Raw genomic sequence first — 21,299 nt, 5'->3', positions numbered from 1 at the left:
GGACATCAGCCAAACTATAGTCGATCGAAACCCAGTTCTCTCAGTGGTCGCAGCCGCCTGATCGAGCCTTTGTAAGTTGCGAGCTCAGCTTCATTGTCGAATTGACCACAAACTACGATGTCGATGTCGTTCCCGAGTTCGTCAGTCTTGGGGTTGCGGGCGACCTCGAGCCGGCGCGCATGCGGGATTGTGGTGCCATTATCCGATCGATATAGGCATTGCTGTTTGCAGTGAGGAAAACGATGTGACGACTCATGGCGGCCCTGGCTGTGCGCGATGAGTGTTGCCAGGCGACCTATCGGGGTTTCGAAATGGCTGTCCACTTCAAAAAACGAGTTGTCTGACGGTCCGTGTGGTCCAACAAGATCCAACTTCCTCGATTGAACAAGTGGAGCGCCTGAATGTGTTCGAAATATCGGCGCCTGGCGTGTGGCAACGCAGCCTTTCGTATGACTAATAGTTGGGAAGTTCTTGCGCGATGATCGCGCGACCATTGGTCGTTCCTTCGCGTCTAGCCGCTGGTTTTGAGAGAGATTTTTCTTTTTGTATCTCTGAGTTGACAGTTTCATCTCGTGCTCCATAGGAGAGGTCGGCTTTAGGGACGCGAGGCAGGCTCAAAGGAACTTTCAGATGAGAAAAGTGCTGGCTGCAAAGCTGCATGGCATCCACGTTACGGAAGCCAATCTTCACTATCACGGCTCGATCACGCTCGATCCGGATCAGTGCCATGAGGCCGGGATCCTGCCGATGGAATTCGTGGATATCTGGAACAAGAACTCCGGGGCGCGAATTTCGACCTACGTCATTTTCGGCGCGGGCGGCTCGCGTTGCTGTGTCCTCAACGGCGCCGCCGCGCGCACCTGCCAGGCAGGTGATCAAATCATCGTCTGCAGTTCGACCTACGTAGATGAGAGGGAACTCGCTCGGCTCAGGCCACGAATCCTTACGTTCGATCGCCACAATCACATTTCCGATCGCATGACCTACTCAGTCACTCGCGATGCAACTGGGCGTTATGGCTTCGAGATATTAGGTAAGGCAGGGGACGTGAAAACTGTACCACTTCGATCCGCGGAATCGAACTGGGTCGGCTGACGAGACAGGGGGCGGGAATGAGCCACACCTCAAAAGCCGCAGGCGAGCGGGTCACGCTTCCCAGGGTGCAACGGTGGAAGGAGGAGGGGCGGCGTCTCGTAATGACGACCGCCTATGATGCGGTTACTGCCCGCATTGCGGATCCGATGGTGGATATGATCCTTGTCGGAGACAGCGTCGGCAACGTGTGCCTCGGATTCGACAATACGCTGCCGGTCAGCATCGCGATGATGAATCACCATCTTGAGGCGGTTGCGCGTGTGAAACCTCGCGCCCTGCTCGTGGCCGATATGCCATTTCTGAGCTTTCACCTCAGCCCGGAGGACACGATCCGCAACGCCGGAGGCTTTTTGCAGCGTGGCGCCGACGCCGTAAAGCTCGAGGGCGGATTCAAGCGCGTCGAAATGATACGTGCCCTGGTCCAGTGCGAGATCCCGGTGATGGGTCATCTCGGCCTGACCCCGCAGAGCGTCAATGCGATGGGTGGATTCAAGGTGCAGGGCCGCAAGGCCGATGACGCCGTGCGTCTGCTCGACGACGCCCATCGTTTGCAGGAGGCCGGCTGTTTCGCTCTGGTCCTGGAAGGCATTCCGGCCGAGCTCGCTGCGCGAGCGACAGAAACGCTGACCATACCTACCATCGGGATTGGCGCAGGTCCTGGCTGTTCGGGGCAAGTGTTGGTGTTCCACGACGTGCTTGGCTTGATCGAAGGCCATGTCCCAAAATTCGTTCGTACCTACGCCGACGGCTTTCGCGTGTTGCAGGAGGCGCTGTCGCGTTGGGTTGCCGATGTCCGTGACGGTGCCTTTCCGGCACCGCAAGAGTCTTATCGGCTTCCCGAAGGCATCGGTGAGACGATCGCAAACTGGACGCCTTCAAACCCAACCCGATGTGAAGCGCAACAATGAAGACAATCACGACTGTCGCCGAGCTTCGCGGCGTTCTCGCGGCGGCTCGCAGAGCAGATAAGCGTGTCGGATTTGTACCGACAATGGGCTATTTGCACGACGGCCACCTGGCGCTGATCGAGGCCAGCCGGGCGCAATGCGACTTCACCGTGGTTAGCATCTTCGTCAACCCCACTCAGTTCGGGCCAAACGAGGATCTCAGCACCTATCCACGCGACTTCGCGCGCGATGAAAAACTTTGCCGCGATGCGGGCGTTGCGATCATCTTCGCTCCGGGCGCAGAGGAAATTTATCCTGCTCAATTCGAGACCTTCGTCGAACCGGGCGAACTCGCGAAACCGCTTTGCGGCGCGTTCAGGCCGGGACATTTTCGCGGGGTCGCGACGGTCGTAAGCAAGCTGTTCAACATGGTGCAGCCGGACGTAGCGTTCTTCGGGCAAAAGGATTTTCAGCAGTGTGCGGTCGTGCGTCGCATGACCATTGATCTGAATCTGCCGATCGAGATCGTTGTCGTGCCGACCGTTCGGGAATGGGACCGTCTCGCAATGAGCAGCCGCAACCGGTATCTCAGCGAGGAAGACCGGAGGCAAGCCCTCGCCATCAGTCGTGGACTCTTCGCCGCAGCAGAGGAGTTCGGCTTGGGAGAGCGGAACGTGGACCTGCTGATTGCAATCGCCCGGAGGCATTTGGAAACGGTCGATAGTGTGCAGTACCTTGAGCTTGTTGACGGCGACACGCTCAAGCCCGCCGCAAGTCCGCTGCATCGCCCCGCGGCACTGTGCGTGGCGGCCTATGTCGGGTCGACGCGGCTAATCGACAACGTCGTACTTCAGCCAACTCCGTAGCGCGACTGGGCCGAAAGAATCGTCTTGATTGATGCTGCTCCGACGCGAAGCGCTTCCGGCAAGCTCCTCACCTCCGTGGGGCGGCTGAAGGGTCATCTTCGAACAGTTTCGGGCTGCGGACCTCAGGTTCTTGCCATTCCCGAGCTGAGTGCCAGATCGGCCTGATTGGGACAATGGTTCAGGCAAGGGCACGATGTTGCGGTTCGTGAACGGGTTGCTCCTGCCAGCACGCGGTCGCGTCGAGGTGGTGGGCCTCGAAACGGTGCGGGATCGCAAGGACCTTCCAGCCAGGGTCGGCTTTCTGTTTCAGAATCCCGACCACCACCAGCTCATCTTCCCCACGGTTGTCGAGGAGGTCGCTTTTGGACCTGCGGAGCGGGGACTACGGCGCTGCAGGCACGCCAACGGGCGCGGCACTGCTGGAGCGGCACGGCTGCACTCAATGTGCGGAACGCAACGTCAACGAGCAGTCCGGCGGCCAGAAGCAGCTGGTCTGCGTTCTGGCACTGCTCGCAACGGAGCCGTCATTTCTGCTGATGGACGAGCCGTTCTCCTGTCTGGACTTGCCGACACGATTGTTGCTGTACCGCAGGATCATGGCGCTTCCGGAGCGGGCGGTGATGGCTAGTCATGATTTCGAGCTGCTCGCGGAATTCGATCGCATCATGCTGGATCAGGGCTACATCCGCCTCGATGGCCGGCCCGCCGAAGTGCTGCCTGCCTACCGGGCCCATGCAACGATCGTTGGGGCAGGGGACTCCCTGACGTCAGGATGACCGCGCCACCGACCTGGTTGCACCGTGTGCCGGTCGGCGACTGGCGACTTCTGGCGGGCGTGTTGGCGGTGATTGCCATGCTCGACGAGCGTGGCTTCCTGCAGGCCGCCGGCCGTGCCAGCCGCATGATCATCACGGCCGGCAGGAACGCCCATCGGGAGGAGATCGAGCGTGTACTCGAGGGAATATCGCCTAGCCGAGGCGGGGTTCTTGGCGCCGTCGACGAACGTTGGGGCGAGCGGCTGGTGGCTTTGCTGAGGCCGGGTCCGGGTGGGTGCATAGCGTCTTCCGATCTGATTAGGCATGCCCGCCTGAGCCCGCCGCTCTACAAGATCCCGCGCCGGTCTGCCGTGCCACCGCACTGGCCGATGACCTCCTCCGGCAAGACCGATTTCCATGCACTGCGCCGGCTCTGGGAATCCGACGCCTGCGAAGTGCTGCGATGAGCGCCGCCTAGCTCGTCGCCGCACGCCGGACGGCGGTCGCGCCTCGGGGCGGCGCGTTCAAGACGGTAGAGGTCGACGAACTTGGCGCGGCGCCAATTCGGGCCGTGCTGGCCGACACCGGCATCGCGCCGGAGGCGATCGACGCCGTCATCTTCGGCAACGCATTGTACGGGGCGGAATCCCGCCGCGGTTCAACGAACGTTAGGGCATGTATTCATAGTCGGGACGCTGCGGATAAGCGCACGCTTGATGTCCGCTTTGTGGAGGGTCGCTCAGGCCACGTCGGAGATATCAGCTCAAGGATCAACGGCGTCATCCGCTCTGGGGAACCGTTTCATGGACGCTCGAAGTCGAACGACGATTTCGCCCACTCGCATACCGTCGTCGGCAATGCCATTGAGAACTCGCCGGACTTGTTCCAGATCTGGCGGTTGAACTCTTAGCCAGTTTATCCCGGCCTCTGCATTAAGGATTGTCGCTGTGAGCGCGTCCACGATGGCACCATAGGAGCGTACAAATTCCGCCGGGGTCTCCATAGACGCTTCACCCTCCACGGGGTAACAACTCGCCTTCGATTTCCAGGACATAGAGCGCTCCTCTACTGGGCGGTGAGTACGATTGGCGCTGTCGGCCGGAGGCGCCACTCCAAGATGATGCAGCGAGCCACTTTTTCCGGCCGGCTGAGTTTATGAGCGTTTGCCCAAAAAAGCGGGATACGCTCTGGCATCTCGGTCTTTAAGAGTACACGCCCTAGTCGGAGACCGAGCGCAAGGCCGTGCACTCAATAATTCCCGGGCGCGGTTCAGCCACAAGATCAGCGCCCGGAAAATTGCTAGATAGGCGGCCCTTACCCTCCGATCAGTAGTCATTAACACTGTGACCCCGATGGCAGGGACAAGGATCCAGATGGTCTCATTCCGATGGCGCTTCCTCGAGCCGATCTCGCACGGCCCTGATCAAACTCTGACGGGCCCATTGAGCGGCAGCTGCGAGGGACTTTAGGGACGGACCCACGAGTGGTAGACCCTCATATGCATCGCTCAGCCGTCTAGACGCCCGGAAACGCCCAGATGTTCATGGTGGCTATGCCTTGGCGCAGCTTCTTAATAGGAACATAGTCCGGCGAATTCCAGAACCCTTCGATGGCCTGTATGTCTGGAAACTCAAACATGACGACCGGGCGCTGGTCATGTTGGCCTTCCAACACTTCCACCTTCGCCCCTCTAGCTCCAAGTTTTCCGCCAAATTTGGTTATAAGCGGCACAACGGACTGCACATATTTCTGGTACTGCGCTTCGTCCGTGATTGTGCTTTGAACGATGAAGTAGGCCGGCATTGCAAACCTCTTTACGCTGACGAGCCGGGCACGAACGAACTGTACCCGAGCAAGAGTACGTGCAGGCTACCACTTGTTGGTCAATAAGCAAGCGCTAAATGATGGTGCATCGCGGCATCGTGAAGAAGGTCCACGCCAGCGCCGGCGCCACGCTGGCGGTGGACGCGCTGATTGTGGAGTTTAACTAGAGAGAAGCCGTCGGGTCGATCTGACAAGCTCGCCGAGGGGACGAAGTTCGCAGCTTTCGACGAAGAGTTTATAAAAGGCTGAGATGAACTCATCCGACGGGCCGCTGTTCGCCACCGCGGAGGAGGTGGCGCGCCGGGCGGTCAAGAACGACGTCCACATCCTCGGCGTCGCCTGGCGCCGCGCACCTCACCGCGGTGTCAGAATTGAAGGTTGCGCAAGAAGCGGGGCGCGAGCACATCATGAGCTCCTCGGAGGCGTCGTGCGCAGCCGGCTGACGACAAGCTGAATCGCTTCCTCGCAGGTCGGCAGCGAGGCATTTGTTCACCGTTCTGAAACCAGGACTCGGTTTTGTGGGATGCAAGCGATGGGACGCCGATCTGAGAAGTTGATGCCGCAAGAGGGGACTGCGGCCGCTATTGGAAGCGCGCAGGTGATCCAAGTCATATCGCGCGCTTTCGACATCCTGCGCTGCTTTGAGCGTCCAAGCATGCGCCTGGGCAATCGGGAAATCGCCGACCGCTGTGGCCTTCCTCGATCGACGGTCTCTCGCCTCACGTTCACCCTCACGCGGATCGGTCAATTGATCTACCTGCCGCAAGAGCAGAAATAAGCATTGGCTTCGCATCCGATCGTGACAAGCTGCGGCGCTTCCTGACCCAAGGGCGAGGTTATCAATCGACAACCGTGCGGATGTTCCACTGATGATGAACAAGTCTGAACGGCCCCCGACGCTCGTTATCGCCTTGATTGCTGTCCTGGCCGTCGCTGTAGCGCGGTTGGAGCGCGCGGGCGCTGCACGTCGCCCGCGACGAACAGGCCTAATATTCCGACCGGCACGTCCTGTGTGTCAGTCGTGCAATCTTGTCTGGTTGAAATAGTACTTGCTTTTCGCACAACAAGTGTTGTTAAAGGTACCTGCGGCATGTCAGCAAGCGCCTCACTTTAGCTGGAGGCGGGGACTGCCGGTTGTTGATCGCATCGGACGTCGGCGATAGCATCGCTTGCCGACCGAACTCACTCTTTATTCGCGTACAAGTTTGAGAGGCATCATCGCATGGCTACCTATATCCTTGGCGAAGTCAGATTCTCGGACCCTGAGCTCTATGAGAAGTACACGTCGGGCTTTCCCGCCGTGTTCGCCAAGTTTGGCGGCCGGGTTCTTGCAGTCGACGATGCCCCAGTAACTCTCGAAGGCAAAGCGAATGGCGAGCGTCTAGTCCTCCTCGAGTTTTCTGACCGGGAGGCCGCAGAGCGTTTCTGGAATAGCCCAGAGTATCGAGAGCTCGCCAAGTACCGCCACGCCGCGGCCGACTCACGAATATTGCGCTTCGAAGGTCTTTGACAGGACCCGGTGAGGAAACACATGGTTGCAGGCTGACAATGCAGATAGACCACTTAAAACTCCCAGCTTGGACATGGCAGCTTGTAATTGATGGAGTGGCCTTCGACGACGTAACGCAGGATCCTCGACGCCGTCCGAACCCAATGGGCAGGGGAAGGGAGGACGGATTTCTTTCGAACATTCACCCAGTTGATCTGTTCGCGACTGTTTTCAAAGGCGCTGATCAGTCGAAATGAGCTAGACCCCGTCACGGTCGGCGGCGTGGTCGTAGGCTGCGTCACCCAATCCGGCGAGCAGGCGAATGTCAGACGGTGGCAGTTTTCTCGCCCGGAGCGCCACTGCACGTCGAGGCCGCGGACCGTTGGTTGCGACGAAGGTGGAATGTGGCGTGGTTTTCGAGATCGCGAGAATCGACGAGCAAGCCGGGTCCCCATTCTGGGCGTTTTGCAGGACTCACCCGGGATTCCGCAGCGGCCCCCAATTTTCTAAAAAATCGAAACGGGGCGTCGATTTGTTGGTCATATAACAACTCGATCTTGAAGGCATACGATTTTCATGTGAATAAGGCCACTTCCCCTGCCACCCCCTTAGACGAGGTTTCGCATGACTTACCGCGCGCCGATTAGCGACATCCTGCTTGCGCTCAACCATGGTGCCGGGCTCCTGGCGGCGATAAAGGCCGGCAATTACGGCGATTTCGACGGCGCCGCCGTTGCGGACGTGCTGGAAGAAGCCGGAAAGTTCGCGGCGGGCGTGCTGGCGCCGCTGAACCGCGTCGGCGACAAGCACGGAATTAGGCTGGAGAACGGCAAGATCACGACCGCACCAGGTTGGCGGGATGCCTATAAGCGATGGAGTGAAGCGGGCTGGAGCGCAGTGTCCGGACCGGAAGCGTTCGGTGGCCAAGGCTTGCCGCTGGCGATCAACGCTGTTTGCACGGAGATCTGGAGCGCAGCCAACGTTTCCTTCGGCCTTTGCCCGCTGTTGACGCTCTCCGCGATCGACGCGCTCCATGCCCATGGCAGCGAGCAATTGAAGCGGATCTATCTCGGAAAACTGGTGTCGGGCGAATGGACTGGCGCCATGCAACTCACTGAATCGCAGGCTGGCTCGGACGTGGGCGCTTTGCGCACCCGCGCCGAACGCGCTGCCGATGGAAGCTATCGCATTACAGGCACTAAAATCTTCATCACCTACGGCGATCACGATATGACCGACAATATCGTGCACTTCGTGCTCGCCCGGCTGCCGGACGCCCCAGCCGGTAGCAAAGGCATTTCACTGTTTCTGGTTCCGAAATACCTGGTCAACCCGGATGGCACACTTGGGGCGCGCAATGACATCTATCCAACTGGCGTCGAGCACAAGCTCGGCCTCCACGCTTCTCCCACCTGCACCATGACCATGGGCGACCATGGTGGCGCCATCGGCTATCTCATCGGCGAAGAAAATCGCGGCATGTTCAGCATGTTTACGATGATGAATCAGGCCCGGCTCGGGGTTGGCCTCCAGGGCGTCGGCGTTGCAGACCGCGCCTATCAACTCGCTCTGGCGTTCGCGCAAGAGCGCCGTCAGGGCCGTGCCGTCGGCAACAATGGCAATTTTTCCAATCCGATCATCGTGCATCCCGACGTGAAGCGAATGCTGATGCAGATGCGAGCGCTGACGGCAGCCGCTCGAACCGTCTGCTACTCAACGGCGGTTGCACTTGATATCGCCACTCGTGCAAGAGAGCCAAAAGTACGGGCCGAGGCGGCTGCGCGCGGTGCACTATTGACGCCAATCGCAAAAGCCTTCTCCACCGATATCGCCAATGAAGTCGCTTATCTCGGCGTGCAGATCCATGGCGGTATGGGTTTCATCGAGGAAACCGGCGCCGCGCAGCATTATCGCGATGCTCGCATCACCTCGATCTATGAAGGCACCAACGGCATTCAGTCGATCGATCTTGTTATGCGCAAGCTCGGTGCAAACGGCGGCGCGTCGGTTTGGGACGCGATCAACGATCTCTCCGAGATCGTTGATCAGCTGGAGGCTTCCAACGACCCCGCCTTTGGCACCGCTGGCCGAAAACTGCGCGAGGCAATCGGCTCGCTCGACCGCTCAAGCAGGTGGCTGTTGGCGCGGATTTCGACTGCATCGGACGACGCACTGGCAGGGGCAACACCTTACCTGCGCTTGTTCGGTGTGACACTCGGCGGCTGCTTGCTGGCCGGCGAAGCGCTTGCCGTGAAAGGGCAGGGTGACGGTGAGTCTCGGCGTTACGTAGCCCTTGCGCGGTTCTTCGCGGAGAACATCGCGGTGCAGGCCGGCTCGCTGGAACTGACAGTGATGGAAGGTGCCGACGCGATAACCTGCGCGGATACGGTGCTGCTAGCTTAAGGCAGGTCACCGACCGTCACCCTGTCGTCCCAAACCACGGTGCGTCCCTTCCAGTTTGATGCAGCGTAATGCCGATGTGTCGGAGGTAACGTCGGCTCGGGCGCAGAATGGAGCTTTCTAAGCGAGTGGCAGCAAGCCGATCGGGTTCTCCCTAGACTTGGCCGGGATCCTTAGAAAGATTCCGGCCTTTTTTTGCTTCCTATCCTCTTCAACCGCATATTCCCACACACGCATCGGTCGCCCTACATTTCACATTTGTCATGGTGTTGGATATCCTCGAGCGTGGGCATGGCCCAACTCAATTCGATGCCCCGACGCATTGGCTTGCCGTGATTGCCGACTGACACACAGGCATTCCGTCGGACTACTTGGCCAGGTGCGTTTGCCGGGGTTACGAGGAAAGACCGCTGCTCTCCAACCGGCTACCGCTTGTTCGGCCAAGTCGCGGCGTTCGATGATCCTTTTGCGTGTTTGGTCCAGGTCGATCCCATCCGCGCTCTTCTTCCCACCATGTAGCGGGCGTAGACGCATGCAAGATCACCGCGCTCTTCCAAGGTTGAAGCCAATCGAATAAGCGATATGCGACAGGTCTCGGCCGGTTCGCACCGCATAGCTGTTGGCCAGCGTGGTGCGATCATAGCCCACAATCTGTTCGGGGTTCGTCATCCAGCCTTAGCCGGTTAGGCCAATAAATGCGACGGTTTGACCGCCGATAGAACCCAATAGGCGAATGATCCGGAAAGTGTCTTCTTCACTCACTCGACGCTTATGCCCGAGTCTTGAACCAAGCGACGCACCTTTTCACTTTCGCTACGATGAAAGGCTTCAACTCCTTCTTTCGCCTTTGGCGGTAACACTCGTGTACCCGTCGCCTCTAGGTGCGAGATCACTTCCGGAGCAGCCAATGCTTCAGCAAACGCCGTTGCCAGAAAATCCACAATCTGAGGCGGAGTGCCGGCCGGCGCGACGACCGTAGACCAGCCTGTCCATTCCACCGGATAGCCAAGTTCAGAGAGGGTGGGGACATCTTTCAACACCGGAAGGCGCCACGAAGCTGTCACTGATAGCGCCCGTAGCTTGCCGGACTCAAGCTGCGACTTTGCAGGGCTGTAGTAGTCAAACGTAGCGTCGATTACACCTGCGAGCAGATCGGTCATCGCCTGCGTAGAGGCACGATACGGGACATGGGTCGCCTCGAAGCCGCCAGCAAGCTTGAAGAGCTCCAATGCAATGTGTTGGCCGGTGCCGTTCCCCGCTGATCCGAAATTGAGCTTGCTTGGATTCTCCTTTGCATACTTCACAAGATCCGCTGTACTCTTGAAGGGGCTCGATGCCGAAACCAGGAGAATTGGAGAAGCCTCCTGTAGCGTATGGATGGGTGTAAACGACTTGAAGGGATCGTAGGCGAGTTTTTTCTTGTAGATCCACGGACTGGTGGCAATCGCTCCTGACGATGCCCACAATAATGTGTATCCATCGGGTTTCGCGTTCGCGACGAATTCCGTCGCAATCATGCCTCCCGCCCCAGGCCGGGGTTCAACAATGACCGGGCGCCCTATTTTAACGGATAGCACCTTCGCAATTATGCGCGCGTCAATATCCGTGACGCCACCGGGCGGGGATGGGACGACGAAAGTAACAAAATGGGCTGGATACGATTGGGCTCGAGCGGGCTCGGAAATGAGAAGCCCCACCAACGCAGTGAACAGAGCTGCGTATTCTGAGATCCTTTGGTTCATACATCCTCGATCATTGCTGTCAGGCAGTCCAGTACCCGGGAAAGCCGAACCCAACCGATAGTAGTGTTTGCCTTGGATTGCGTGCGTCCGACCCAGCTCCGACAACTCCGATCAACAGAGCATTGCAGCCCTAGGCTGCGGACTTCGCCAAACTGGCCACGGTCGCGGCCGACTATCATGCTCTCTCCAATGTCGTCGCTCACAGCTCCCTCATGACGGCCGGTGACGCGCGCGGCGATGCGTCACGACGAAGGCGAGGGTCACCATGCCATTTCCAATATCTCCATGACCTGCGCCGTGGACGTAACCGGTTTCGGGTTGGTTTTCATGGGCCCATCATGCAGAGACTTAAGCGCGATATCATCGAGCTGGTCGCGCTTGATACCGGCATCGCGCAGCCGCGTAGGCACACCGAGCTTCGTCGCGAACGCGCGCACCGCGTCCGCGAGCTTGTCACCGGTCACACCGATGACCCGGCCCGTATGTGCCTGCCGGGCGGCATTTGCATCATAGTTCCATCGCAGTACGGAGGGCAGGCAGATTCCTGTCGTATGTCCGTGTGGCACGCCATAGCCACCGATCACGTGTCCGATGGCATGGCTCGCTCCCGCTGGAGAGCCACTGCCAGCGCCAAAAATCGATAGCCACATGCCGAACTGGCAATCCATCCGCATCTTCAGATTGTCATTTGGACCACCGAGCTGCGGCAACGACGTGTACAGGAGTTTCAGAGCGGATGATGCAGCGGCGTCCGCGAGCGGCGGCGGATCAAGCCCGCAAAGCCGCTCGACGGCGTGGTCGACGGCCTTCATGCCGGTCGCAAGCAGGAGCGGTATTGGCGTCGCCAGGGTGGCAACTGGGTCGAGCACCACCACTTGCGGCACCAGCAGCGGATGGGCGAAGGGTTCCTTCACATGGTGCGCCGGCTCGCTAACCCCAGCAAACCAGGTGAACTCGGCAGCCGAAAACATCGTCGGCACTGCAAGCATGCGGATGCGGCTCGCCGCGTTTGCGGGCCAAACGCTGGGATCCTGGCTCATTTCGCCGCGATGGGCGTCCATCTCCTTCGGATCTTTCAGATCGTGCCACAGGCATAGCAGCATCGCCTTGGTCCCGTCGATAACCGAGCCGCCGCCGACTGCAACCAGAAGATCAGCCTGCGCAGCACGTGCAGCGGCAGCGCCTTCGATCACACATTGGCGTGGCGTATGGGCCGTGATTCCGGAATACAGGCCAACGAATTTTTCGCCCAAAGCGCGGCCGATCTCTCGCGGCAACGCATCGTCAGCGCTAAGCGAGCCGCTGGTGGTAATAAAAATGCGGGATTTGTCGAGCTTCTCGGCCTCCTGGACGATGACCTCTGCCGCCGGCCGTCCATGCACGACCCGCTCCAGCAAGAAATTGCGGTGGGTACCGGTCTGCAATGTATCAGAGAGTTTCTCGAGCATGGAAGACTCCATTTTTTGCCGCACGCCTCACTTGCTGCCTTAGACTGCCTTGTGTGAACTGGAGGACTCGCATCGCACGGGCGCCAGGATCACCTCCGTTTTCGCGCTTGAGCAAGCGTCAACTGATCGTGGCGCCACCGTCGATGACCACGGTCTGGCCGGTCACGAAATTGCCCGCCGGCGATCCTAAAAACACCGCCGCTCCAGCGATTTCGTCCGGAGTTCCAATGCGTAACAGGGGTGAACGCGACGTTGACGCCTTCAGATTGTCCGCATCGCTCCAGAGCGCCTTAGCAAAATCGGTCTTGATCAGACCCGGTGCGATGCAGTTCACCCGAACATTGTGCTCGCCATATTCGCAGGCGAGATTACGCGCGAGCTGCATGTCGGCCGCCTTCGAAATTGAATAGGCGCCAAGGATCGTGGAGCCCTTCAGGCCGCCAATCGACGACACGATAACGATCGAACCATCCTTCCGCTCGATCATCCCCGGCACGACCATACTTATCAACCAGTTGTTGGCGACGATGTTGTTGTCGAGAATCTTGCGAAACTGTTCGTCCGAAATGCCGGCGAGGGGACCGTAATAGGGATTAGAGGCCGCGTTGCAGACCAGCACGTCGATCTTGCCGAAGGCACGGATGGATTCGCTGACCAGGTTTTGCAGGTTTTCCTTGCGAGAGATGTTTGCCGCAATCGCGGCCGCCACCCCGTTCCCGAACTTGTCGTTGATCTCCTTGGTCACTTGATCGCAGACGTCTTGCTTGCGGGAGGAGATCACGACCTTAGCACCGTGCTCGGCCATCCGTTCGGCAATAGCCCGGCCGATGCCGCGCGTGGAGCCGGTGATGACGGCAACTTTTCCCGACATATCAAACAGGGTCACGTTTCACTCCCAGGATACGCTCTTATTTCGATGGTGCGCCAAGCAGCGCTATCGCGATGCTCAGAATGAAGCTGGCGGCGCCCCGGGCGGTCGAGATGTGACCGAACGCAATCGCGCCGCAGCATGAATTACGAACATCCATGGCGCCGCGGGCTTAACATACTTGTTATCTGAAAAGCAAATACCATTGGTGTGATATCGTTTCGAACCTCTTGGCTTGACAAAAAAGGAGGGGTCTTTGAAGCGAAGCGCCTTACCGGGCGGCTTGGGAAATCAATCCGGACGAAAGAGGATTTGCGGCATGGAAGCACTGGGCTTGAACACCGCTCGGTCGATGAAACGCCCCGCTCACGAGCGCAACGTCAGACGGCGACGCGTCCCGAACAATGCACGGGCATCTTATGTAAAGACATGACTAACGCTCAGTTTCAAGCTCGAAAGCAGATGTTCGAAGCAGGGCGCAATATGCCGTCAGCATGGGAAAGGACATCGTGGCCTCCAGCAGCTCACCCGATGGACCAGCAGGTGCCGGCCGTCTTCAGTGTCGCCGTTGTAGGATTCTCTCGCAGGCAGATGATTTCTTCGCCAAGGACTCGCCTCTCGGGAGGTGCGCCCGCCTCGTATAACGAGGGTGGCGGAGGGTCACTCGCAACCACCTCGCGACCGGATGCTGTCTTCCGAAGGCCCATCCTGGCATTCAAGCAGGATGCTTGAAGATTCGGGTAAGATGACCATATTCTTAAGATCGTCCGCACGGCCGCCCGGAATTCATCTGGCGTCACGCTTTCAGCTTCCTTGCGCGCGTACGAAATGCGGACTGTTCTGCAGGCAACCATGAATGCCGCTGGTCAAATAGAACTCACCGCCGGTTCCAAGAGCCCACGACCGCTGCGAGGGGCATTTCCTCGGGCTCCCTAACTCTTGAGGGTGTCCTCGAGAACCGCGGCGCCGGGGCAGGCTGTAAGACTCCCTGGCGCGCAAGGAACACCTCCCGAGAAACCATGTGTTCGTGTCGTGATGCCTCTGTCATCGTTAAGACCGGGGCGAAGCAAACGTCGGTGCCTTCCATGATCTCGCACCACTCCTGGCGAGTCTTGGTTTTCAAGACTGCTGCAAGCTTTTGCTTCAACGTGGGCCAAGCTGTGCGATTCATTTGATCATCGAAATCAGGATCAAGCAGGCCGGCATGTTGCCGCAAGAGCGCGTAGAATTGCGGCTCTATGGACCCGATCGAGACAAAGTTGCCGCATGCGCATTCGAAGACGCCGTAGAAGTGCGCGCCTCCATCCAGCATGTTTTGCTCGCGGCCTTCCACCCAATCGCCAGCAGCGCTCATATCGAAGAACATGGTCATCAACGAGGCTGCCCCGTCGCACATTGCCGCGTCTACGACTTGCCCCTTGCCCGACTTCCTTGCTTCTATCAGTGCTGCAAGGACTCCGACGAGGAGATAGAGCGCGCCTCCACCGAAATCACCGACCAGATTGAGCGGCGGGATCGGGCTTTTTCGCGTGCCGATCGCGGCGAGCGCACCTGTGATCGAGATGTAGTTGATATCGTGACCAGCGGCGTTGGCAAGGGGACCATGTTGGCCCCAACCGGTCATCCGACCGTATACAAGTCGAGGATTGCGAGTGAGAACTACATCGGGACCGAGGCCGAGGCGCTCCATCACACCCGGACGAAAACCCTCGATGAGAGCATCGGCACCGCAGAGAAGCTCGATCAACTCGCCTTTACTTTGGTCATCCTTCAAATCGACATGGACCCATTTGCGACCGCGTGCCGCAATTGCCTTCAAGTTCCTCTTTGCGCCGATCCGGTCAAGGGTCACCACTTCGGCGCCCATGTCCGCTAGCATCATGCACGCGAAGGGACCGGGGCCGATGCCGGCAAATTCCACAACACGAACTCCCGCAAGGGGGCCAGTACTCATCTGCGAGGCTCGATCTGCTACCACTTGGCATCCCCCATTGGCTTGACCGTCGCTATTTGCGCACGGCGGTTCATCCCGCGAACTCCAGAATCAACGCATCTACTGCCAACGTCGTCCGCGCTGGCGTGGATCTTCTTCACCGTGCGGTCCCTGGACGCGCAGCACATTCTGCATCTTCATGGCCTCGACCACCCCACGCAAGCGTCTCGCCGGTCCCGGACCTCTTGGCCACCGGTGACGGCAATAGAGGGTTTGCCGCCGTGAAGGCAGGCAAGACGCTCCGCAGCGTGATCATATTTGATAACTGAAGGTTGTCGTCCAAGTCGGAGCGAGCGACAGAGCCATGCATCAGTGGATGGTCGACCGGAACAACAATGTGTAGGTCCCGTGGCTCAGAACCTCGGGATGCGGTTGGTCCAGCCTCGCGGCCTGTTTGATTTTCGCCCTCAATGCCCTGGGGAAGACGCGTCGATGATGTCGCCAAATAGAACCCAGCTCTTTCCGTCGAACTTCATCATTTGCAATTGCTCAAGCGGATAGAAATCCGAATCAGAGGTGTTGGCGACGATGCCAGGCAGCATCATCTCAGATCTGAAGTCCTTCAGACGTGCCGCCTGTCGCATGACGTTTGCTCGCGTTAGATCGTCACCACATTGTTTGAGCACGTGGACCAGGGTTTGCGCGGACGCATAGGCTAGAACGTTCACTGAGTTGGTCTTGTCGCCATCCGGGAAGTACTTGTCCATGAAGGCGAACCACTCCTTCGTCGCAGGATCCTCCTTCCAGGTCGGATCACTGGGGTCCTTGAGAAAGGCAGTTGAAATAATGTCCTTTGAGTTCTCCAGCCCTGCCGGCTGCAGCACAGACGACACCGAAGTCGACACGTTCGATTGAAGATAAACCGGCTTCCAGCCGATTTCTGCAGATTTTCTGATCGCCTGAGCGGCAGCCTTTGGCGCGGTGAGAGATACGAAGATGTTCGCCCCGGAGTCCTTCAGGCCCGCGACCTGGGAGTCAACCGTCGGGTCGGTCGCTTCGTAAGAACGCTCAGCGATGATCTGATTCGCTTTGCTTCCAAGTCCTTCCCTTAGGCCAGTCAGGATGTCCCTACCGGAGTCGTCATTCTGCCATAGCACCGCGATCTTGCCGCCTGGATGATTGGCAACGATATATTTTCCGAGGATGCGCCCTTCGCTCTTATATGTAGGCTGCCATCCCATCGTCCAAGGGAAGTTGGCTGGGTCTCCCCATCGCGATGCCCCCGTAGAGACGAATACCTGGGGCACCTTTTTCGAGTTAAGGTATTTTTGCGTCGCCAGGTTCGTCGGGGTTCCAACTGAACTGAAGACGGCCAGCACTTCATCGCTCTCGACCAGCTTTCGCGTCTGCTCCATCGACTTCGATGGACTATACGCGTCATCGTAGGTCACCAAGACAAGCTTGCGTCCGTTGATACCTCCCTCATCGTTGATTTTCTTGAAGTAGGCAGCGTGACTCCTTCCGATCGTCGCGTACGCTGATAGAGGACCACTATACGGCACGATATTCCCGATCTTTATCTCGGTGTCCGATGCTCCCGGGTCGTATGTTTTCTGCGCTGATGCGCCGGTAGCTAAGATAAAGGCGAGGCCGGCAATTGCGGCCGGCAGCAACGACTTGAGGTATCTCATGTTTACCGCCTCCTCCGAAGTTAAACGGGCCTCTCGCGAACCCTGCGACCAGACTAATCACTTGCTTGTTCCTTAGCAAGTCTAATTCGGCGCGGTTTGAAAGATTGGATCACCTTCCGAGGCGAGACCTCGATGGGGGATCGCGCGTCGCCTTCCGCGAAGTCGCGCGCCGATCTGGCGATTTTGCCATCGTCGCCTGCGGGCACCGTGACCAGCGAGATGTCGACCAGTATGCAACGCGCTGCTGCGGAAGCCGCCAAGATTGCAAACGGCTGACCTGTGGTGATCGAGAAAAGGGGTTACCGTCGCCGGCGCAGCTTTTGATAAGGAGAAGTGTGAACGTTCCTAAGTAGATTCTGTAAATACGAATCGCATAACATAGATTATGGAATATATTTTTATTTTCCGAAAGCGAAAACTCGCCCGTTAGCTAGGTTTGTTACGACGCAGTCGCTTGTCTTCGCCGGATATCGTCGCGTTGGCGTCGGCTTCGTTTCCGCATGCGTCGAACTGGCGCGATCGAAGGCATCGGTGACCGAGCCGCAGCTGACGTCGGCTCCTCGACCGCGCGGACATTGGGCAGCTCCGTTGCTTGGGCGAGTGCGGGCCGCGCCTCCATGATCTCGAGAACCGCGCGTCCCTTGTCAGTGATACGCCAGCCTCCATTCAAGCCGCTCGATCAGACTTTGGGAGAAGATATCCAGGTGAGGCACGTGGGCTGCCAATCGCTTCGTGCGTTCAGCCCAGTCCCGTCCGCTGGTCGCCAGAATCGCCATATCGCGCTTGATGTCCTCCATGACGGCGAACTAGCTGACCAGCACCTTGAGAACCGTCACCTGGAAGTTCACTGCCCCACCCGTACCCGGCTTCCGCGAACTTACTTCCTCTCCATCTTAGGGGCATTCGGTAACCCGTGTCGACTCATGACATTTGTCAGGTGGTTTTCGTGGGAAATGCGCAGCGCAACGTTCCTCGTTGGGCATGACAATAGCTGAAGATTCCGCACCGGATACAACTGGCTCGATGAGGCTACTCGGATCTATGCAAGACAGTTGCTGCTGAGCACCGAACGCCGATCCTCGCAAAAATCACCACAGCAACCAAGCCTAAGGCGCCCCGGAAAGGCATGTTAAAGAATCGCTTCGAGCGACAACCCTTCTAAGAGTTGGAGCCTTTCGTACGAAATACCCGGTCGCAAAAGTACTTGAGATTAGCGGATCTCTGCGACGGGCCAATCGGCATAGCGGATGCGGTAAGATAGGCAGCGGGGCGAGCGACGGTAAGATAAAGAGTTTGCTCGCCTAACGCGCTCTAGGAGCGCGGCACGCATCGGGCGCTTCAGACCGCTCCACCACAAGTCAGACATACAGGTAAACTCTATGTGCTCAAAAGCGCATTGAACGGCAAGCGAAGCCATCTGCTCTCTCGGCAAGGCGGCGAAGGTGCGGACGAACTGCTCCGCGGCTTGGTCGCGATGAAGCCAAGTGAAAGCCAAAACTGCTCCGCCGTCGGCGGCTAGCAAGTGCATCGCTACATAACAACACAGGTCGACCGGCTTTTGGACGCGTCGTGCGGCGAAATCGTATATCGGCCGGAAGGCGCCAGCGGCCATCACAGCAGGTGCCGCGTCGAACCGCACGACGAGGCTACGGAGATCCTCGAAGCGTCGGGCCGCGATCAATCTTTCGGTACGGACTAAGGCCTGATGAGCCTCCTCGGAAGCCTGGTCGTTACACATGGCAATCCAGGAGAATCTGAGGTTGCGCGGCTCGTTTGATTGGTGGTCCAGCTCGGATTCCGCCGACTCGAGCTGGCTATTGCGCTGATAGAACTCAGCAGCAATTGCCCGGTAATAAAGCAGCGCGAGCTGCTCGGGCGAGAAAACGAGCGGCGCATCTTCGACCGGCGCGAAGAGAACCTTGTCATGACCCGCACAGAAACAGTTCATGGTAGAGAATTCACCGACGCCAGTTTCTTTCGCCTCGAACCCCGTCCGCTGCATCTTCATTATGGCTAGCAACGAGGTCGGAACGGCGACGATGTGGCCATCCTGGGCAATCTGCTTCAGCTGAGAGCGAGGGATGATGTGAGCGCGAATGATCTGGCCCTCGCACCGCGACCGATCGCCGGCAGCAAGGCATTCTTTAAACTTGAAGAAACGCTGGTGCTTCTCCGTGAATGACCAGAGCTGAGGAGAAATTGGCATGGTTTGCAGGGGAACGCGCTATGCGTGGTCGGCCCAAGACATCATTACTCGGCGGCCTCAATTTGGTTTTTAAGCTCCGCGAACTTCGCTGCCATCGTCGGATTTCCACGCGTCAGCTTCTTGATCGTCACGTCCTGGGCCTTGTCGTTCGCGAGGCGCAGGTTGCGGTCCGCACCGATCAGCGCGTCCTTCGTCTTCTGCAGATGGTCGATAGACTTGTCGATCTCATTGATCGCCGTCTGGAAGTTTCTGGAGGCGAGATCGTAGTTCTTGGCAAAGCCGTTCTTGAACGTCTCAAGCTGGCTCTCAAACTGGGTGATGTCGATATTCTGCGCCTTAACGAGCGCCAGCTCGGTCTTGTATTTCAAAGAGTTGGTGGCCGCGTTTCGCAGAAGCGTAATCATCGGCAGGAAGAACTGCGGCCGTACGACATACATTTTCGGATAGCGGTGGAAAACGTCGACAATACCCGCGTTGTAGAGTTCGCTGTCGGGCTCGAGCAATGAGACCAGGACGGCATACTCGCAGCCCTTTTCGGCTCGATCCCGATCGAGTTCCTTGAGGAAGTCCTCGTTCCTGCTCTTCGTGGCGGTTCTATCGCTCTCGTTCTTCATCTCGAACATGATGGAGATGATCTCGGTGCCGGCGTCGTCCGAGTCCCGAAAGATGTAATCGCCCTTGCTGCCGGTCCGTGCGTCGTTGTCCTTCTCGAAGTACGCCCGCGGAAAGGCCATCGAGCGCACTCGGTTGAACTCGGTCTCGCAGTGCTGTTCGAGGGTCTCGCCAACCATCTTGGTCGAGAGCCGGGCCTTCATCTCCTTAAGGCGATCGATCGTGTCATCGCGATCCTTGATCTGGGTCTCGTACTTGTCCTTGAGCGACTGTTCAGAGAGCTGCTTTTCAAGCTGTACCTGCTTGATGCCGTTCTTCAGCTCATCGCGCTCTTTTTCGATCGTGCCGACGGCTTCGGTCACTGCAAGCTTTTTCTCAAGCTCGACGGCCTGGAGCTTGGCCTTCAGCTCCCGGATTTCCTCTTCCTTGGCAGCAGAGACTTTGTGCAGCTCGCCGGCCAGAAGGGCATCAGCAAGCTCTGAGGCAGCTTTTTTCTCGCGTTCGGAATGCGCGAGTGCGTTAGCGAGCGTATCACGCTCCTTTTCCACTGCACTAAGCGCTTCAGTGACGGCGAGCTTCCGAGTAACTTCACTCGCGTCGAGCTTGGACTTCAGCTCCAGGATCTGTGCATCCTTGGCGGCCGCGGTCTTCTGCAAATCGCTCCTAACTGTTGCCTTGGCCAATTCCACAGCGGAATGCTTTTCGCGCTCGGCCAATTCCAGCCGTTCGTGCAGTTGTTTTTCAAAATCGCCGTCACGGACCTGCTTCAGAATCTCCGCATAGCCGGATTCGTCAACTTTGAAGGCCTTGTCACAGTGGGGACAGATGATCTCGTGCATGTTTCCTGTCCGAAGGTTCGAGGCAGCGGATGTGTTCATTCCGAAAATACCCGCTGATCGGGTCAAAGCCTGCCAGCATCGTTTGCGGGTGCGCGGAATGCAGCAGCCCTCACATGAATCACGAGAACAAAATTAGAACGCTTCAGTTTTGGGGGTCAAGCGGCAATAGGCAGCGGCCCGCATTTACTGCCGGCAATCCCCCGATTTTCAAGATCTGAGCAAGTTGACAGGTGAAAACGGGAGGAAGCCGCCCAAACACCGGCCTCAGCGTTCGAGACACCCTAGTCGCTCTGGATTTGCCGATCCGATCTCGTTGCGCCTGGATGTCTGGATGGCCCCAAAGTATCACCCACGCCCCTGTCGGGTGGCGATCGCAAGGCTCTGGCAAAAGAGCTCGGCAAGGCGCGCGCGATGGCTAGCATGCTCGCGACCCAATCGGCGGAGATGCGGGCCAGGGGAGAGGCGATGATCCAGCAAGCCGACAGGCTGCTCTGCGAAAGCTGGAACGAGCGGATGTGGAGTGACGGCGACCCGTCCCCTCGCCTGCTTCGCCGGCATTTGGACCAACTGGACATCCGTCCGGAAGGTCAAGGAAGGCAAGAGTTACACCGCATTCGTCGGGGATCTAAAGCAAAAGATCGCCG

General features: G+C 58.4%; 18 protein-coding genes and 5 pseudogenes. 13 read left to right on the top strand and 10 right to left on the bottom strand.

Annotated features, from left to right (window positions below):
• Positions 1–14 precede the first annotated feature (14 nt).
• Positions 15–569, bottom strand: a complete 555-nt coding sequence (locus RAD10_RS38925; protein WP_461621616.1) for an antibiotic biosynthesis monooxygenase family protein — start codon at positions 567–569, stop codon at positions 15–17.
• A 61-nt stretch (positions 570–630) separates the two neighbouring features.
• Between RAD10_RS38925 and panD the strand changes: the two genes are divergently transcribed.
• The 7 genes and pseudogenes from panD to RAD10_RS38890 form a co-directional block, all read left to right on the top strand.
• Positions 631–1,095, top strand: a complete 465-nt coding sequence (panD, locus tag RAD10_RS38920) for an aspartate 1-decarboxylase (RefSeq protein WP_129142446.1) — start codon at positions 631–633, stop codon at positions 1,093–1,095.
• Between the two features lie 17 nt (positions 1,096–1,112).
• Positions 1,113–2,003: a 3-methyl-2-oxobutanoate hydroxymethyltransferase gene (gene panB, locus RAD10_RS38915; protein ID WP_461621615.1), complete on the top strand. Its 891-nt coding sequence runs from the start codon at positions 1,113–1,115 to the stop codon at positions 2,001–2,003.
• Complete coding sequence (gene panC, locus RAD10_RS38910; RefSeq protein ID WP_461621614.1) at positions 2,000–2,848, top strand: pantoate--beta-alanine ligase; 849 nt, start codon at positions 2,000–2,002, stop codon at positions 2,846–2,848. Before panB ends, panC begins: the two co-directional genes overlap by 4 nt.
• A 193-nt stretch (positions 2,849–3,041) precedes the next feature.
• Positions 3,042–3,254 (top strand): annotated as a pseudogene (locus RAD10_RS38905) (energy-coupling factor ABC transporter ATP-binding protein); the annotation flags it as partial.
• A complete protein-coding gene (locus RAD10_RS38900) occupies positions 3,193–3,624 on the top strand; it encodes an ATP-binding cassette domain-containing protein (protein ID WP_461621613.1) in 432 nt (143 codons plus the stop codon). The pseudogene RAD10_RS38905 and the gene RAD10_RS38900, both read left to right, overlap by 62 nt.
• A complete protein-coding gene (locus RAD10_RS38895) occupies positions 3,621–4,070 on the top strand; it encodes a hypothetical protein (RefSeq protein WP_461621612.1) in 450 nt (149 codons plus the stop codon). Before RAD10_RS38900 ends, RAD10_RS38895 begins: the two co-directional genes overlap by 4 nt.
• 26 nt (positions 4,071–4,096) lie before the next feature.
• Positions 4,097–4,513: pseudogene (locus tag RAD10_RS38890) on the top strand (thiolase family protein); the annotation flags it as partial.
• A 605-nt stretch (positions 4,514–5,118) separates the two neighbouring features.
• On the opposite strand, the gene RAD10_RS38885 reads toward RAD10_RS38890, so the two are convergent.
• Positions 5,119–5,406 (bottom strand): DUF1330 domain-containing protein, encoded by a 288-nt coding sequence (locus RAD10_RS38885; protein ID WP_461621611.1) that lies wholly within the window; start codon positions 5,404–5,406, stop codon positions 5,119–5,121.
• Between the two features lie 271 nt (positions 5,407–5,677).
• Here RAD10_RS38885 and RAD10_RS38880 point away from each other — a divergent pair, with 271 nt between their 5' ends.
• The 4 genes and pseudogenes from RAD10_RS38880 to RAD10_RS38865 all read left to right on the top strand — a co-directional run bounded on the left by RAD10_RS38880 (position 5,678) and on the right by RAD10_RS38865 (position 9,319).
• On the top strand, positions 5,678–5,881 hold the full coding sequence (locus tag RAD10_RS38880) for a hypothetical protein (protein WP_461621610.1): 204 nt from the start codon (positions 5,678–5,680) through the stop codon (positions 5,879–5,881).
• 78 nt (positions 5,882–5,959) lie between these two features.
• Positions 5,960–6,202 (top strand): annotated as a pseudogene (locus RAD10_RS38875) (helix-turn-helix domain-containing protein); the annotation flags it as partial.
• A gap of 447 nt (positions 6,203–6,649) precedes the next feature.
• On the top strand, positions 6,650–6,937 hold the full coding sequence (locus tag RAD10_RS38870; RefSeq protein ID WP_461621609.1) for a DUF1330 domain-containing protein: 288 nt from the start codon (positions 6,650–6,652) through the stop codon (positions 6,935–6,937).
• Positions 6,938–7,540: 603 nt separating this feature from the next.
• Positions 7,541–9,319: an acyl-CoA dehydrogenase gene (locus RAD10_RS38865; protein WP_461621608.1), complete on the top strand. Its 1,779-nt coding sequence runs from the start codon at positions 7,541–7,543 to the stop codon at positions 9,317–9,319.
• Positions 9,320–10,074: 755 nt separating this feature from the next.
• Here RAD10_RS38865 and RAD10_RS38860 read toward each other — a convergent pair.
• The 8 genes from RAD10_RS38860 to RAD10_RS38825 all read right to left on the bottom strand — a co-directional run bounded on the left by RAD10_RS38860 (position 10,075) and on the right by RAD10_RS38825 (position 20,655).
• The gene (locus RAD10_RS38860) at positions 10,075–11,058 is read right to left on the bottom strand and encodes a Bug family tripartite tricarboxylate transporter substrate binding protein (RefSeq protein WP_461621607.1); all 984 of its coding nucleotides are present in this window, start codon (positions 11,056–11,058) and stop codon (positions 10,075–10,077) included.
• Positions 11,059–11,318: 260 nt separating this feature from the next.
• Entirely contained in the window at positions 11,319–12,506 is a 1,188-nt protein-coding gene (locus RAD10_RS38855) for an iron-containing alcohol dehydrogenase (RefSeq protein WP_461621606.1), read from the bottom strand.
• Positions 12,507–12,624: 118 nt separating this feature from the next.
• Positions 12,625–13,392 (bottom strand): SDR family NAD(P)-dependent oxidoreductase, encoded by a 768-nt coding sequence (locus RAD10_RS38850; protein ID WP_461621605.1) that lies wholly within the window; start codon positions 13,390–13,392, stop codon positions 12,625–12,627.
• A gap of 859 nt (positions 13,393–14,251) precedes the next feature.
• A complete protein-coding gene (locus tag RAD10_RS38845) occupies positions 14,252–15,328 on the bottom strand; it encodes a CaiB/BaiF CoA transferase family protein (RefSeq protein ID WP_461621604.1) in 1,077 nt (358 codons plus the stop codon).
• 446 nt (positions 15,329–15,774) lie between these two features.
• Entirely contained in the window at positions 15,775–16,998 is a 1,224-nt protein-coding gene (locus RAD10_RS38840; RefSeq protein WP_461621603.1) for an ABC transporter substrate-binding protein, read from the bottom strand.
• A gap of 644 nt (positions 16,999–17,642) precedes the next feature.
• Positions 17,643–17,795: a hypothetical protein gene (locus RAD10_RS38835; protein WP_461621602.1), complete on the bottom strand. Its 153-nt coding sequence runs from the start codon at positions 17,793–17,795 to the stop codon at positions 17,643–17,645.
• A 413-nt stretch (positions 17,796–18,208) separates the two neighbouring features.
• The gene (locus tag RAD10_RS38830; RefSeq protein ID WP_461621601.1) at positions 18,209–19,204 is read right to left on the bottom strand and encodes a hypothetical protein; all 996 of its coding nucleotides are present in this window, start codon (positions 19,202–19,204) and stop codon (positions 18,209–18,211) included.
• Positions 19,205–19,248: 44 nt separating this feature from the next.
• The gene (locus tag RAD10_RS38825) at positions 19,249–20,655 is read right to left on the bottom strand and encodes a DUF2130 domain-containing protein (protein WP_461621600.1); all 1,407 of its coding nucleotides are present in this window, start codon (positions 20,653–20,655) and stop codon (positions 19,249–19,251) included.
• 331 nt (positions 20,656–20,986) lie between these two features.
• Between RAD10_RS38825 and RAD10_RS38820 the strand changes: the two are divergent.
• Positions 20,987–21,201, top strand: a pseudogene (locus RAD10_RS38820) (hypothetical protein); the annotation flags it as partial.
• Positions 21,182–21,259: pseudogene (locus RAD10_RS38815) on the top strand (SOS response-associated peptidase); the annotation flags it as partial. The pseudogenes RAD10_RS38820 and RAD10_RS38815, both read left to right, overlap by 20 nt.
• Between the last annotated feature and the right edge of the window lie 40 nt (positions 21,260–21,299).

The organism is Bradyrhizobium sp. 23AC (assembly GCF_054863025.1).
This window is presented reverse-complemented; position numbering and strand designations above follow the sequence as displayed.